Origin of the sequence: Pseudomonas psychrophila HA-4, from assembly GCF_000282975.1 — a bacterium.
Classification (GTDB): domain Bacteria; phylum Pseudomonadota; class Gammaproteobacteria; order Pseudomonadales; family Pseudomonadaceae; genus Aquipseudomonas; species Aquipseudomonas psychrophila_A.
On the sequence record NZ_ALJC01000118.1, the window covers coordinates 20378 to 34936 of the forward strand.

Genomic DNA, 14559 nt, shown 5'->3' on the forward strand with positions numbered 1-14559 from the left:
ACTTTGTGCACCTTGCGGCGTGGTTCCTTTACTGACACCCAGTAAAGGAAATCACGTTAATGACACTCGAGGCCGACCCGCTCATAGAAGCGCACACCCAGTTGCAGGACTTTTCGAGACGTGTGCCCACACTGTTCTCATCGTTCCAGCATCAACTCAAACTATTCTTCCCCGCACTTGCAACCGACCTCTCTATCAGTACGGTCTATCTGACTTATCAGGCTGAAGTCGACGAGCCTGGACAGAACGGGGCCGTGGTTTCTCACGCGCTGATCGACGCCATTAGAGAGCGCTACTTAACCGGTGAAGTCCCCGCTTACTTCAAAGCCCCCCTACTGGCTTTCCGAGCGCCCTACTCGACAGACACCGCTCATCTGATCTCACAAATGCCGATCTGCGAAGTAGAAAACTTCGTCGATTACGTCGTTAAACATCACGAATCGTGCTTGAGCAATACGCTGACGCACTTTTGGCAAACGACCCGCCCTGAGCTTGAAGACAGGTCACCCAGAAACTGGCTAGGGCGCTTTTATATGGGGCTGGTTCAGGCAGAACAGTCATCACGCAAACGCGACGAAACATTAACGACGCTCGAATCCGATGCCCTGGTTGAGGTCCTGACGACCTCCGTCGCACGGCCCCGTAAATTTCGCGCTGGCGAACACTACCTCGGGGTTTACGAGGTGGTGGTCAAAGCCGGCGGCAACGAGCCTGATTGGCCGTTATCGGGCGCTTTCGTGGTCACCGAAGGCATGACAACCGGATTCGATGACACGTCAGACACCTTCCAGATACCACTGTTTGCCCCAACATTAGCGCAGGCTTCAGTCGCGCTGCTTTATCTGCCAGACAGCGGCTTGCAGTCATTTACCTCTTTGCAAGCACTGGACCTTGAGCTGAGATTACGCTTGGGTGACGACATTCAGCGTCGCTCACTCTTGAATCAATTACCCACGCAACAGCGCCAAGATCTGTCAGACAACGCCAATAGCCTGGGCTATCGAGAAATTCAGCAACATGCGTTCAAACGGTGTATCGAGGCATTGATCAACAGACAACTGGCCGATATACCGCACGCCTGCAACAGCGCAACAGCCAACGCGCAGGCCACCACGCTGGACGAACTGGATGACTATCTGGCAGATGCCCTAGCGGTGACCCGCTACCTAAAACCGGCGGCTATCGCGCAAAACCGGTATACGCACCTTTTCGAGAAACGGCTCCCCGACTGGCTCACCGCCGCGCCTACCACACAAAAAAATCGCTGGCGCCTCGCCGTGGCACGCCTGAGCAGAGAGACGTCCCTGTCCCTAGCGCCCGGAATCCCCCGAACGGAGCACAATGGCAATAAAACGTATTTGCTGACGTTTGCCCGCGACCGCCTCAAAAAACGTATTGCACAAGACCTCAAAATTGACGTGGACCCAAATACCATCACCTTGGTCACCACTGAAATCTTGCAAACAGGCCCCATTATTCACCCATTGGGAACCTCGGGCTTCGCGGCGGGCAATAGTTTGAGCCGTACGGGCCCGACCTTAACGTCCCATTCAATTCGACGCTCGTTGCCCGAACTGGCGTTGGAAAATGTTGGCAAACTGGACCTGACCTTTGCTTTGACCGCCACCGTTCTCGATAAAGACGGTAAACACCATCCCACACTGACCAGTGCTTACCTCAAAAGCATCGTGCGCGAGCTGGACATCAGCAGGGCCTACAAGACCTTCTTGCAAGAAACCCTGCTCACCTCCGACGCCGCAAGCTGGCGAAGAGAGCGTTACGGCATATTGCGCACCGCACAGCTACGCCTCGACACCCTGGAAGCTAGATTGTCCGGGCAGCTCACACACCAGCAGGCCGACTGGGTCGATCTACTGCTTGATGACAATACGGCTGACATCAAAGCGGCAAAGATTTCAACGCAACTGCTAATGCTGCGCTACAAAACCGTCCCCGGCCTGTTGCTGATCGCATGCGAGGGCCATGCTCAACAACTGTGCTATTTGCCAGAAGCCCCGGACCGTGTGTGGTTTCGCACGTTCAACACGCTCAATGAACTGGCCAGCCAACTGTCACTCCGGGCACTGCGCGACTACGTTCTGCAACGCATCACTCCACTTGAGCAGGCCTACATCAACCCTTTATTAAAAGAAGGCCTGACCGACTTCAATACCCAAACCCAAGCGATCACCGGGCATTTCCTTGGCGCCAGCTATGACGCCGAAGCAGCCTTTGCCCTGCGTAACGCCGATGAACAATCGACGTCTACTCGTGAAGCCAATATCCAGACCATCAAAGACACTACCATGACGCTGGTGGATGTCATCAGCTTTGCCTTGCCTCTCAAAGTGCTGGTTCCATTGACGATGATGCGCTTTGGGTACGCCGTTTATCGAGGCACCGATGCGTTGCGCCGAGAGCAGGAGAATGAAGCCTTGCAGCACTTTGCAGGCTCTATCGCTCACTTGACCGATGCTGCCTCAGACTTCGCCGGTTCAAGGGTCTTTAGCGCCTCCATCCGGCTGCGCACGTCGCAGCTTCCACGCGCCTTTAGCCCGGCGTCTGCGAGCCTCAAAACACCCAAAAACATGACACTTCGCGTCGGCGAGCGCTTTGGCCAAGGGGTCTACGAATGGACCGATGGCACTCGCATTGAGTACTACCTGCCGGACGCCCGTGGGCATTTTTATCATGCCAGCTATGACCGGACACATAACGAGTGGCTGATGACCGACCGGCGCATGCCCGAGGCCTACTACAAAACCCCTGCCACTGAAATCATGGGTAAATGGGAAGCCAGCGGTTCAACGCCTTTGAGTAGACAAAAAACCGGCATCGACGCCTTGCTTGCCAGAGCCCGCGTGGTCGACATCGAAATACCCAACGACCTGCTAGATACACAAGGAGTATTCACGCAGAACAATCGTCACTTCATCCAGCAAAATGAAATGTTCTTCGAGGTCAGCACCGATACTCCCGGGCCAGACATGCACCTGGTCCTGAGCAGCGGTTCGCAGCCGGGACAACCGGTGTACAAGGTCAGGCGCAACCTGATCAACAACGAATGGGAAATCAAACACACACCGACAGGCGACACTGCACGCTGGCAATCCTTGAAGCCGCAGGGTGCTCACTCGACCTCACCGCTGGACCCTGAACACCCCTATGAGCTGCCCCGTAAGCACCTCGCAAGGGCCGCGGTTGTTATGAGCAGTAATAGCCGCTATCAAGACCCGCTAACCGGCACCTTCCGTGACCCGGAAGTGGAACAGACACGAATGCTGTTCTATCAGATGCGTCAGCGACTCATCCGGGACGCCAAGACCTTCTTCACCGCCGAGCAGCCGATATCACGCCCAGCAATACCTCAACTTGCGCCTTCCGCCTCGCATGCCACGCTCCTGCGCCAGGTGTATGCCCAATCGCCCGGGCTGGTTATCGGCGAAAACCACTATTCAATTGCCAGCAAAAAGTTTCTGATCGATAACATGCCCGAACTGGTCAAAAACGACGTCAAGACGATTTACCTTGAACACCTACAACGCGACTTACATCAGGTCGACTTGGATAATTACAACCAACACGGCGTCATCAGCCATAGCCTCAATAAATACCTGAAGAATCTGTATAAACGCGACGGGCTTGACAGTGAAGCGGCCTACACCTTCCTGACCATTGTCACGACCGCCCGTCGACACCGAATCAAGGTGCAGGCCATCGACTGCGCTGCCAGTTACCACATGTATCAACTGGGCCGCGAGGATTACGCCATTCGCCGTGCCGAAACGATGAACTACTACTCCACCCGTGTCATGCGCGAACATCAGGCAAAACAGGGTGCGCACAAATGGGTAGCACTGGTCGGGTTTACCCACACCAATACCTTTGAAGGCGTGCTTGGCCTAGCTGAGCTCAATGGCGCCATCGGTTTAAAGGTCATGGACACTCTAGTAGGTCAGCCGACGGGGACGGGGCTGGATAAAGGCCGCCTCGCCTTCTTGGGCAATGGCAATCATGACGGCTCATTTTTCAAAAGTGACTTACGTCTCTCGATGGAAGTAGCCGCTAGCCGAACGACCTTTCTGCCCCCTCAGCGTCAACAAATCGACCATCTGCTTAGCCTGCCTGATCAATACACGTTTACCAACGACCCTACAGACGGGGCAACGTTGTTTCATCGCAATGCCAACAGTGAGTTGATCGAGACATCCGTTCTGAGCGACCCGGATAGGAAGATTTACGTGCAAAGGCCCGAATGGCCCGAGATCCATGAAAAGCGCTTTACCCATGCCAAAAACCTGATTAAAGCGCTCAACGACAAAGGGCTGATACTAATTAAATAAAGGCTCAGCCCCTTCTCGCAACCTACTCCGATGTTTTGGGCAGGCGTTGATCAATCACTTGATACAACGCACTGCTCACTGGCCAGTTGCGCATAAAGCGCGCTCGGTCACGGGCATAAGCCTTAGCGAAGCTGCCCAGCGAGCGGTGTTGACACATCGAGTCCAGGTCGATCAGTGCCCAGCGGCCGTTGGCCCAAAATACGTTGTGGCCTTTAAGGTCACCATGGCTGATGCGTTCACGAATCAAGTCGGCAAACAATGCGTCCAGCGCCTGCAATTCAGACTCGGGCGCGTCGCCACTGTCTTGATAGGGCGCAAAACGCTCAATAATGTCTGGCCCCGACAGGTACTCGGTCACCAGATACGCTCTGCCACGCAGCCACAAAACGCGCGTCTCAAGCAGCGCCAGCGGCTTGGGTGTGGCAATGCCCAGAAACGCCAGGCGATTGCCCTCACGCCATGAGTGCCACGCCCTGCTAGGACGCCAAAAGCGTTTGAGCCAGTGCGTAAAGCCTTTGATGTTGTAGCGCTTGACCACCAGCGTGCGGCCCGCCACCTCAACCTTGCCTACGCTGGCCGCGCCGCCAGTTTTGTATAAATGCCCTTTATCGAGCAAGGCATCAGCTTTGTCCAAAACCGGCAGCATCGCCGCTTCTTCTTCGCGACGAATGGCGCGCAAGGCCAAAGACCCGCGCTGCACGCTGAATAACGAACAGTCGCGCCCCACTTTGTTCAGAAAGTCATTGAGGCGCCAGGCCCGAACTTTCTCGACCTGCTTAAGCAGCGCTTCCAGCGGCAAGGCGTGTTCGCCGTTGCTCAGCAGGTAATGCACCAGCAGTTCTTCGATAAACGGATCAAGGCTTTTCGGTAACTGGGCGAAGAACACCCCGAGGTTTTCCAGCACTTTTTGCCGCGACAGCGGCTTACCCGCCTCTTCGACGCAAATGCCCGCACCATCGATCAAATACAGTGTGCCGTTCTGACGCAGCAGATTGTCGAGGTGCAAGTCTTCTTGCCACAGGCCCTTGAGGTGCATCTGCCCAATCGCTGCCAACGCCTCGGCCAGTACCGCCTGTTGTTCGTCAGCCAACACCGGTAGCAACTCAACGTCGCTCCAGGCCTCACCCAGGCTTTGCGCGTGTTCGAGAAACTCAAACAACAGCCAACCGCCCTCGCCTTCCTGCACACCATCAGCCAGCAGTTGCGGGGTGCTCAACCCTTGCTCGGCCAGTAGGCGCACACCCGTCAGTTCCCGCTGAACGTCGCGTGACGCCTTGCTGCCAACCATTAACTTGGCCAGCACTGTACGGCCGCGCCACAGGCCCGCACCCACATACCGCTGGCCCGGCAATACACGCAGCAGGGTCAGCAGTTGCAACGGTTCAGACCCTGCGGCATCGGCCAGTTCGATGCTCAGCGGCAAACCTGGCGCACGCCCGGCTTTTTGCAGTTCGGACAATCGCATCAACGGCTCTCCTTGTGGCTGCGACGCACATTCAATCGCTCAAACCAGGCATCGACCAAGCCGCTTTCAACCGGTTGTTCCAGGTACGCCGCAAGCAACGTACGCACGTCGTCTGCGTTCCAGACCTGAGCACGGCGCAGCAAGGGCTCGATGTCTTTGACCCGATCACGCTGGCCCAGCAACAAAGGCCGAGTTTTTTCCAGGTCGATCAACTGGGCGCGATAACCCGCGCCGTCAGCCTGCATAAAAATGTGTTTGGGGTAGAAACAACCATGCACCTGACGCGCCGCGTGCAGACGACGCGCCAGTTGACCGCAGGTGCGCAGGATTGCCTGTTGCTCTTCCTGGCTCAGTTGCGGCCACTGCTCAAGCAGCGAATCGAGGTCGTTCCAGCCGTCCAGTGCGCGGGTCATGAGGATGGCCCGGCGCTCACCCTGCACCTTGCGCTCACCAAAAAACACCGCGTCCAACGCTGGAATGCCGAGCTGCTGGTAACGCTGAATATTGCGGAACTCGCGGGCGAAACTTGGCTCGCCTAATGGGCTGTGCAAGGTGCGGGTCAGGTAGTTGCTCTGGCGCTTGAGGTAAAAACCCTGGCCTTCCACGTCCATGCGAAACACGCTGCTCCAGCCGCCCCGGCTGGTGTTGGGCTCATCGACCGCATCCAGTTGCAGGTTCCACAGAGCATCGAAATCAGACAGTCCATTACGCTCCAGTAAAGCCCGTTCGGCTCCTGCCAAAAAATCAGTCATTCCCGGCCCTCAAAAAAACGCACGATATGGCGGACTCGTTCTTTGTCTGCCGCATTGAGCGTAGTGCGTCCGGTGTATTGAAAGTAAAACCGCAGACGCTGGGTGGCTGTGAGGTGGTATTTGGCCACTTTGTCGAGGCACGCCAGGTCTTTAGTGATGCGGTATTTGAGCCAAAATCCACGCCAGAAATCGCCGTTAGGGCAATCGATCAAATACAGCCGGGCCTGATCGTCGACCAGCAAGTTACGCCACTTCAAGTCGTTATGGGTAAAACGATGGTCGTGCATGATCCGCGTGCAGTGCGCCAACTGTCGGCTCACGCCGTCGACCCACACCCGGTCTTTGAGCAGCGGATCGTTATTGTCGGCCAACTCGGAAAGGTCGCGGGTGTTGGGCAGTTCACGGGTAATCAGCGCTCCCCGATCATAGGCCGCACCGCGTCGCTCAAGTCCCCAGGCGACCACTTCAGCGGTAGGAATGCCCCACTTGGCGAAGCGCTTGAGGTTCTGCCATTCAGATTTGACCCGTGGCCGCCCCAAATAACGGCGCAGGCCTTTGCCCGCACCGGTATAGCGTTTGACGTAATAGTTGACCCCGCCACGTTCAACACGGATCACGTCCGATAACGGATCGCGCGTCAGGTGCTCGCCTTGAAGGGCAAATACCGCATCCAAACTGCCAAAATCGGGGGCCAACGCGCTGTAAGCAGGTTCTAGATTCCAACCCGCCATTACAAAGCATCCCCATAGCGCACTTTGCGCTCGTAGAGTTTTTGCGCTTTGCCTTCAAGCCACGCCAGCAAGCGGGCTTCGTCACGCAGGATCTGGCGCAACGGCATCTGGAAGTAGCCGCGCAGGAAGCGCAGTTTGTCGCGCTGGGTCAGGCCAATGTCCAACGCCGAAAAGTACAGCGCGGCCAAGTCTTTATTGCGCCAGCGCTTGCTGATCACGGCACGTGTCTGGGCGCGATGCAGGTCGATCACCGACAGGCGGAAATTATCTGCCGTGACCGGTTTATCGGTGTGCAGCAAAAAGTGGCAAATGTAGCAGTCGCGGTGGTTAACACCCGCGCGGTGCATCATGCCGACCATGCGCGCCACTTCAGCGATCAGCGCCTGTTTGAGCTTGGGCTGCGGCGGTTCTTTGAGCCAGTTGATGCTGAAATCTTCGAGACTGACCGTCGGCGCCAGTTCTTCGGTGATGATGAACGAGTGCTGCGCGGACGGGTTACTGCCCTTCTCGCCATAGGCGACAGCAGTCATGGTCGGTACGCCGACTTCATGTAAGCGATTGATCGCCAGCCACTCCTGGCCTGCGCCCAGCACTGGGAGTTTGGCCGTGAGCAGGTTCTTGAACACTTCACCCCAACCAATACCACGGTGGATTTTTACAAAATAACCACGCCCGTCAACTTCCGTACGCAAGGTACGGCGGCCTTCCAGCTCGCGGTATACCTCGCCCTCCAGACGCTCGACTTCGGTGAACGCATCGCGTCCGGCCCACAAGCTTTTGAACGGTTCGGCAAGTATCAGTTTCATCAGTGTTGCTCCGCCAGAATCACATCCGCAGCATGCTGCGGCATGCTATAGAGGTCGGCCGTCTGCGCGTAGGCCAGGCCATTTTGGCTCCAGGCCGCACGCGCAGCATCGTCGGACAACATGTAGGTCAGGTATTCATTGAGTTGTGTCTGTTCGAACGGTTCGTCCAGCACACGCCCCGCGTCAGCGTCGCTGATGTAGTGAGCGTAGCCACACACCGCGCTGACCAGCACCGGCAAACCCGCCACCAGCGCTTCAAGCAGCACGGTGCCGGTGTTTTCGTTGTAGGCCGGGTGAATCAGCAGGTCGGCACCCAGCAGGAAACGCGGGATGTCACTGCGTCCCTTGAGGAACTGCACATGCTCGCCCAGCCCCAACGTGGCGCTCTGCAATTGAAAAACTTTGGGGTCGTCCTGACCAATGACAAATAACTTAGTGCGTTTTTTGAGCGCTGACGGCAAGGCGGCCAGGGCTTTCAGGCTGCGGTCGACGCCTTTGGTCTTGAACCCGGAACCGATTTGCACCAGCAGCAGGTCATCGTCAGCCAGCTTGAACTCGCGGCGGAACTCGGCACGAATTTCAGCCGCGTTCGGCGGCGCACGGCGGTCGAGCGCAATGCCCGGCGGCAGCAAATGGAAGCGCTGCAACGGGGTCTTGTAATGCTTGATGAACAGCGGCTGCTGGACTTCGGAAATCATCAGGATTTCGGTCTTGGCGTCCTTGTCGAACACCGCACGCTCGTACTCAGCAAAGTGCTTATAGCGCTTGAAGAAGCGGTAAAACGAATGCCGAAGGTTCTGCGCCTTGTCTTCAAAACAGCCGTCGGCGGCGTAATACACGTCCAGCCCCGGCATTTTATTGAAGCCAATCAGGCGGTCGACCGGGCGCTTGGCCAGGTCGGCCTGCATCCAGGCGAGCATTTTTTCGTTACGGGTGTGGTTATGGAACGCCTTGACCGGCGCCACCAACACTTCAAAGCCGGGTGGAATATCGCCCTCCCAGATCATCGTGTACACACGGATTTGATGGCCACGCTGCTGGCACTCCAGCGCAATACGCATGAAGTCACGTTGCAGCCCGCCAAACGGGAAATATTTGTACAGCACAAAAGCCAGTTGCATTAGCGCAGTTCCTCAGCCAGTAACAACGTGCTTAATCGACTTGCGACACGCTCAGGGTTCAGACGAGTGAAGCACAACGGCCACTCTTTCTTCAGATCAAACCGCTGCTGGTCCTGTGCAGTCGGCTGGTAAGTGCATTTTTTCTGCAGGCACGGCGCACACGAAAAATCGCTGGCCAGATGAATCTGCACCTTGCCGTAAGCGCCTGTGAGGCCGGGGTTGGTGGGGCCGAACAAGGAAATGGTCGGCACATCCAATGCCGCTGCCAAATGCCCAAGGCCGGTGTCGACCGCCACACAGCCGCTGGCGCTGGCCAACACTTTAGCCACACCCGCGAGATTCAGCTTAGGCAGCACCACCGCATTGTGCAGGCCGTTGGCGATGCGTTCAGCGCGGGCTTTTTCAGCTGGGTTACCCCACGGCAACCGCACTTCAACGCCCAAATGCCCCATGCGCGTGGTCAAATCGCGCCAGTAGACTTCGGGCCAATGCTTGGTGTCCCACGTGGTGCCATGCAAAAACAATACGTAAGGCTTTTTGCGCGGTAATTCAACAAGGCGCTCAACATCGAGGCCGTAGTCGCCCAGCCCTTTGGGCAGGTCGTAGCCCAGCGCTACGGCAAACAGTTGGCGCAAGCGCTCGACGGCATGTTGCCCGCGGGCCACGGCCAAACGGCGCTGATAGAAGTGACTGGCCAGCGGTTCACGGGCTGAGTGTTTGTCCAGCCCCGCCACTGGCGCTTTGACATAGCGGGTCAACCAGGCGCTCTTGACCAGACCTTGGGCGTCGATCACCAGGTCATATTTTTCAGCGCGCAGGTTTTGTTTGAAACGCTTCCACTCGCCGCTCTTGAGGGTTTCCCAGATATTTTTGCGCCAGCGGCGGATCGCCACCGGGATCACTTTGCCAACCGCCGGATGCCAAGTCGGAATCTCGGCAAAGCCTTCTTCCACAACCCAGTCAAAGGTGATGCCGGGAATCGCTCGCGCAGCGTCAGTCAATGCTGGCAAGGCATGAATCACATCCCCAAGGGATGAAGTTTTCACCAACAGAACGCGCACCTAGTTGACCTCGACCACTGAACCCTGCAACCGCTGCAAGGCTTCAACCACTGGCGCTGGCATCAGTTCGCGCAGGCAGTTGTAGTGACCGAAACGACAGGTCCGCTCAAAGCACGGGCTGCATTCCAACCCCAGGCGCACCACTTCAACCTGATCGGCCAACGGCGGAGTGAAACCCGGGGACGTGGAGCCGTACACCGCCACCAACGGGCGATTGAGCGCAGCGGCCACGTGCATCAGCCCCGAATCGTTGGACACCACGGCGTCTGCGCACGACAGCAGGTCAATAGCTTCGGCCAGTGAGGTTTCACCGCTGAGGTTGACGGACTCTTCGCGAAGGCCCGGGATCAATCGTGCGCGGATGTCTTCGCCCACGCTGTGATCGTTTTTGGAGCCAAACAACCACACTTGCCAACCTTCGCGGATCTTTTGCTCGGCGACTTGGGCGTAATGCTCGGACGGCCAGCGCTTGGACTCGCCAAACTCTGCGCCTGGGCACAGCGCTAGCACCGGGCGGTCCAGCGCCAAGCCGAACTTGGTCAGGGCGGCGTCACGGCTTTGCGGCTCGATTTGCAAATCAGGCCGCGGGTACGGCTTGGGCAGGTCGGCACCCGGCTCGTACGCCAGCGCCATAAAGCGTTCGATCATCAGCGGATAACGCTCTTTATCGAGCGTACGCACATCGTTGAGCAGGCCGTAGCGGAACTCGCCACGCCAGCCGGTGCGCGTTGGAATGCTGGCAAAAAACGGCACCAGCGCCGATTTAAGCGAGTTAGGCAGCAAAATAGCCTGATCGTATTGGCCCCTGAGGGACTTGCCGATCTTGCGTCGCGTGGCCAGTTCAAGCGCACCGTGGCCGAGCGGAAAACTCAAGGCCTTGCGAACTTCAGGCATGCGTTCAAGGATGGGCCGGCTCCACTCAGGGGCCAGCACATCGATTTCGCACTGTGGGTGGCGCTGTTTTAGGCACTGGAACAGTGTCTGCGCCATCACCATGTCACCGACCCAACTGGGCCCAACGATCAAAATATTCATAAGGGTCCATAAAAGCAGTTGCAAGCTTCAAGCAGTAAGCTTCAAGAAAAGCAGCGGGAAGCTTCAAACTTGCTGCTTGAAGCTTGAAGCTTGAGGCTTGAAGCTAAGCAGCACGCTGCTTACCTCAAGCCCAGCTGCGACCATATACGCCGAACATCTCGTCGCGCGTCTACCAGTTGATCGCCGCTGACCACCCCGGCTTCCTTTTGCAAGGCCTGGCGGTGGGCAACGGCGCGGAAGGCTTTATACGCCTCACGCAACAGGCTGGCATCAGTAGCGGGCATCAAGCCTGCCTGCTCCAGCCCTTCCAGAATGCGGATGTTATCGGTATAGCGCAGCAGTTCCGGGTGTTCCCTGGACCACGCCAGGGCCGCGTATTGCACCATAAATTCAATATCGACGATACCTCCAGCGTCCTGCTTGAGGTCGAACGGCACCGTAGGCTGGAAGGCATTGTCGCCGGTGCCGGCAGCCGTAATCCGCGAGCCTAAGTTGTCACGCATTTTGGCGCGCATCTCGCTGACTTCCTGACGCAAGGTCGGCAGGTCGCGTTCGCGGCTCAACACCTGCGCCCTGACTTTTTCAAACGCTGCCCCCACCTGCGTGCATCCCACTAAAACCCGCGCCCGTACCAGCGCCTGATGCTCCCAGGTCCAGGCTTCATTCTGCTGATAACGCTCAAACGCGCCGAGCGAACTGACCAACAAACCCGACGCGCCTGACGGGCGTAGGCGCATGTCGACGTCATACAACTGACCGGAGTTGGTTTGTGCGGTCAGCAGGTGGATGATCCGCTGACCCAACCGGGTGAAGAACTGCGCGCTGTCGATGGGTTTGGCGCCGTCGGTTTCGGCGTTCGGGTCGCCGTCATGGATAAACACCAGGTCCAGGTCCGAGCCGTGGCCCAGTTCGATGCCACCAACTTTGCCGTAGCCCACAATAATGAAGCCGGGGTCACACAGGCTGCCGTCCGAGCGCTGCGGAGTGCCATATTTGGCCACGGTCTGGCGCCAAGCCAACGCCAGCACTTGCTCCAGAATCGCTTCGGCCAGCCAGGTCAGGTAATCACTGACCTTCATTAAAGGCAGGCTACCGGCGATTTCCGACGCCGCAACCCGCAGCCGGTGGGCGAGCTTGAAGTTACGCAGCGCTTCCATCTGCTGTTCAAGGTCATCTTCGGGGATGCGCGTCAGCCGTTCGCGCAACTCAGCCGCCAGCTCTGGCGCCAACGGCGGCTTGAACAAACGGCCTTCGTTGAGCAACTCATCGAGCAGCAACGGGAAGCGCGTAATTTGCTCCGCAATCCACGGGCTGGCCGCGCACAGCGTCAACAGACGGCGCAGCGCATCGGGGTTTTCGGTCAACAACACTAAATAAGCAGAACGCCGGGCCACCGCCTCAACCAGCGGCAACACCCGTTCGAGCACCAGGTCCGGGTTGGCATGTTCAACCGCCTGCGCCAGTAAGCGCGGGATAAACGCATCCAGGCGCTCACGCCCTAAGCGCTGCATGGCGCGTAACTGCGGGCTGGCACGCAGGCTGGCCAGTTGTTTGAGGGCCTTGGGGGCATCCACAAACCCGGCTTCTTCCAACTGCGCGCACGCGGCTGCGTCGTCCTGGACCTCTTCCCACAACGGCAACCACTCGCCGCCCACAATCAGTTCGCCTTCGTCGAGGTCTTCTTCCTCGTCCGGGTCGGCAATCACCTGACGGAAATGCCAGTCGATGCGCCCACGCCACGCCATCAGTTGTTCATGGAACAGCACCCAAGTGTCGAAACCCATCATGAAGGCGATGCGCGCTTGATCCTGCTCACTGTCCGGCAGCATTTGGGTCTGTCGATCGGCAATGGCCTGAATGGCGTGCTCGGTGTAGCGCAAAAACTCGTAGCCCTCGCGCAGTTCGCTGATCACCGCTGGCGGCAAGTAGCCTTGGCCTTCAAGGATGCTCAGCACTTTAAGCAGCGGGCGTTGTTGCAGGCTCAAGTCGCGGCCGCCGTGGATCAACTGGAACGCCTGGGCAATGAACTCGACTTCGCGAATCCCGCCCGCCCCCAGCTTAATGTTGTCGGCCATGCCTTTGCGCCGCACTTCCTGCTGGATCAACTGCTTCATGGTGCGCAGCGCTTCAATCGCTGAGAAGTCGAGGTAGCGCCGATAGACAAACGGGCGCAGCAAGTCGAGCAACTGCGCGCCCATCACCTGATCACCCGCTACCACCCGCGCCTTGATCATGGCGTAACGCTCCCAGTCACGGCCCTGATCTTGGTAATACTGCTCCAGCGCGTTAAAGCTCAGCACCAGCGCGCCCGACGAGCCGTAAGGCCGCAGTCGCATGTCGACACGAAACACAAAACCGTCGACGGTCATCGGGTCCAGCGCCTTGATCAGGCGCTGGCCGAGGCGAATAAAAAACTCCTGATTGTCCAGTGGGCGTTTGGCGCCGACCGTTTCGCCGCCTTCGGGGTACGCGAAGATCAGGTCGATGTCCGATGACAGGTTCAGTTCTATCGCGCCGAGCTTGCCCATGCCCAGAATCACCATCTGCTGCGGCTCGCCGCTGCGATGCCCGGTCGGGGTGCCGAATTGCTGACAATGGCGCTGATACAGCCAGCGATACGCCTGATCAATGCTCGCATCGGCCATGTCCGACAGATCACGACAGGTTTCAATCAGGTCCGCCTGGCGGGTCAGGTCACGCCAGATGATCCGAATTTGCTGCCGCGTGCGCTGACGGCGCAAGACGCGCCCCAGCTCATCATCGGTTAGCGCTTGCTGCACGGCCTCGCCAATCTGCTCGCACAGCTCACCGGGCGCAAAGCTGCGATCCAGCTCTCCCGAGCGCGCAAGGTCGAGCAACATCAAAGGGTCACGCAAAGCTTGTTCTATAAAGAAGTCACTCGACGCGCTCACGCGAGCGAAATCGGTCCAGCGTTCAGACGACCATTGGTCGAGTCCGTGCTCGCCTTCCAGACTGGCCACCGCACTGCGCCAAGACTGCTCGGCACGGCTGGCAAGGGGCAATAAAAGGGAGGGCATTGCGGCAAGCGAAGGGAGGCTCATGGTCTATCCTTGATCGGCGACGGTATTGCCGAGTACGGTGACAGGAAGAAACAGCGGTTAAATCCGACTGTCGAACAAAGGTTATAAATAGCTGCAAATCGTCATTTTTTAGAAATTTAATAGCGCAAAAAAGGTTAAAAACCTAACACAGCACCAACAATATCGATTTATCGCACAACCCAA

Annotated in this window: 9 protein-coding genes; 1 reads left to right on the forward strand and 8 read right to left on the reverse strand. The window is 57.7% G+C overall.

All coding sequences use genetic code 11. The features are described from left to right. Positions 1 to 59 precede the first annotated feature (59 nt). Positions 60 to 4343 (forward strand): membrane-targeted effector domain-containing toxin, encoded by a 4284-nt coding sequence (locus B347_RS0120015; protein ID WP_019411471.1) that lies wholly within the window; start codon positions 60 to 62, stop codon positions 4341 to 4343. A gap of 22 nt (positions 4344 to 4365) precedes the next feature. Here B347_RS0120015 and B347_RS0120020 read toward each other — a convergent pair whose 3' ends face one another. The 8 genes from B347_RS0120020 to glnE all read right to left on the reverse strand — a co-directional run bounded on the left by B347_RS0120020 (position 4366) and on the right by glnE (position 14376). Next, positions 4366 to 5808 (reverse strand): lipopolysaccharide kinase InaA family protein, encoded by a 1443-nt coding sequence (locus B347_RS0120020; protein ID WP_019411472.1) that lies wholly within the window; start codon positions 5806 to 5808, stop codon positions 4366 to 4368. Continuing rightward, positions 5808 to 6560, reverse strand: coding sequence for a lipopolysaccharide kinase InaA family protein (locus B347_RS0120025; RefSeq protein WP_019411473.1), 753 nt, complete (start codon positions 6558 to 6560; stop codon positions 5808 to 5810). The genes B347_RS0120020 and B347_RS0120025 overlap by 1 nt, the downstream gene beginning before the upstream one ends. Beyond that, positions 6557 to 7291, reverse strand: a complete 735-nt coding sequence (locus B347_RS0120030; RefSeq protein WP_019411474.1) for a lipopolysaccharide kinase InaA family protein — start codon at positions 7289 to 7291, stop codon at positions 6557 to 6559. The genes B347_RS0120025 and B347_RS0120030 overlap by 4 nt, the downstream gene beginning before the upstream one ends. Next, positions 7291 to 8097, reverse strand: a complete 807-nt coding sequence (gene rfaP, locus B347_RS0120035) for a lipopolysaccharide core heptose(I) kinase RfaP (protein WP_019411475.1) — start codon at positions 8095 to 8097, stop codon at positions 7291 to 7293. Before rfaP ends, B347_RS0120030 begins: the two co-directional genes overlap by 1 nt. Continuing rightward, positions 8097 to 9218: a glycosyltransferase family 4 protein gene (locus tag B347_RS0120040; RefSeq protein ID WP_019411476.1), complete on the reverse strand. Its 1122-nt coding sequence runs from the start codon at positions 9216 to 9218 to the stop codon at positions 8097 to 8099. Before B347_RS0120040 ends, rfaP begins: the two co-directional genes overlap by 1 nt. Then, positions 9218 to 10279 carry a lipopolysaccharide heptosyltransferase I gene (gene waaC, locus B347_RS0120045; protein WP_019411477.1) on the reverse strand — a complete coding sequence of 354 codons (1062 nt, stop codon included), beginning with the start codon at positions 10277 to 10279 and terminating at the stop codon, positions 9218 to 9220. The genes B347_RS0120040 and waaC overlap by 1 nt, the downstream gene beginning before the upstream one ends. Further along, positions 10280 to 11314, reverse strand: coding sequence for a lipopolysaccharide heptosyltransferase II (waaF, locus tag B347_RS0120050; protein ID WP_019411478.1), 1035 nt, complete (start codon positions 11312 to 11314; stop codon positions 10280 to 10282). A 119-nt stretch (positions 11315 to 11433) separates the two neighbouring features. Further along, positions 11434 to 14376, reverse strand: a complete 2943-nt coding sequence (gene glnE / locus B347_RS0120055) for a bifunctional [glutamate--ammonia ligase]-adenylyl-L-tyrosine phosphorylase/[glutamate--ammonia-ligase] adenylyltransferase (protein ID WP_019411479.1) — start codon at positions 14374 to 14376, stop codon at positions 11434 to 11436. Positions 14377 to 14559: the final 183 nt, after the last annotated feature.

Bases quoted from the DNA above. Each gene is read 5' to 3' on its own strand.
- B347_RS0120015 (WP_019411471.1), top strand. From the start codon at position 60: ATGACACTCGAGGCCGACCCGCTCATAGAAGCGCACACCCAGTTGCAG.
- B347_RS0120020 (WP_019411472.1), bottom strand. From the start codon at position 5,808: ATGCGATTGTCCGAACTGCAAAAAGCCGGGCGTGCGCCAGGTTTGCCG.
- B347_RS0120025 (WP_019411473.1), bottom strand. From the start codon at position 6,560: ATGACTGATTTTTTGGCAGGAGCCGAACGGGCTTTACTGGAGCGTAAT.
- B347_RS0120030 (WP_019411474.1), bottom strand. From the start codon at position 7,291: ATGGCGGGTTGGAATCTAGAACCTGCTTACAGCGCGTTGGCCCCCGAT.
- rfaP (WP_019411475.1), bottom strand. From the start codon at position 8,097: ATGAAACTGATACTTGCCGAACCGTTCAAAAGCTTGTGGGCCGGACGC.
- B347_RS0120040 (WP_019411476.1), bottom strand. From the start codon at position 9,218: ATGCAACTGGCTTTTGTGCTGTACAAATATTTCCCGTTTGGCGGGCTG.
- waaF (WP_019411478.1), bottom strand. From the start codon at position 11,314: ATGAATATTTTGATCGTTGGGCCCAGTTGGGTCGGTGACATGGTGATG.
- glnE (WP_019411479.1), bottom strand. From the start codon at position 14,376: ATGAGCCTCCCTTCGCTTGCCGCAATGCCCTCCCTTTTATTGCCCCTT.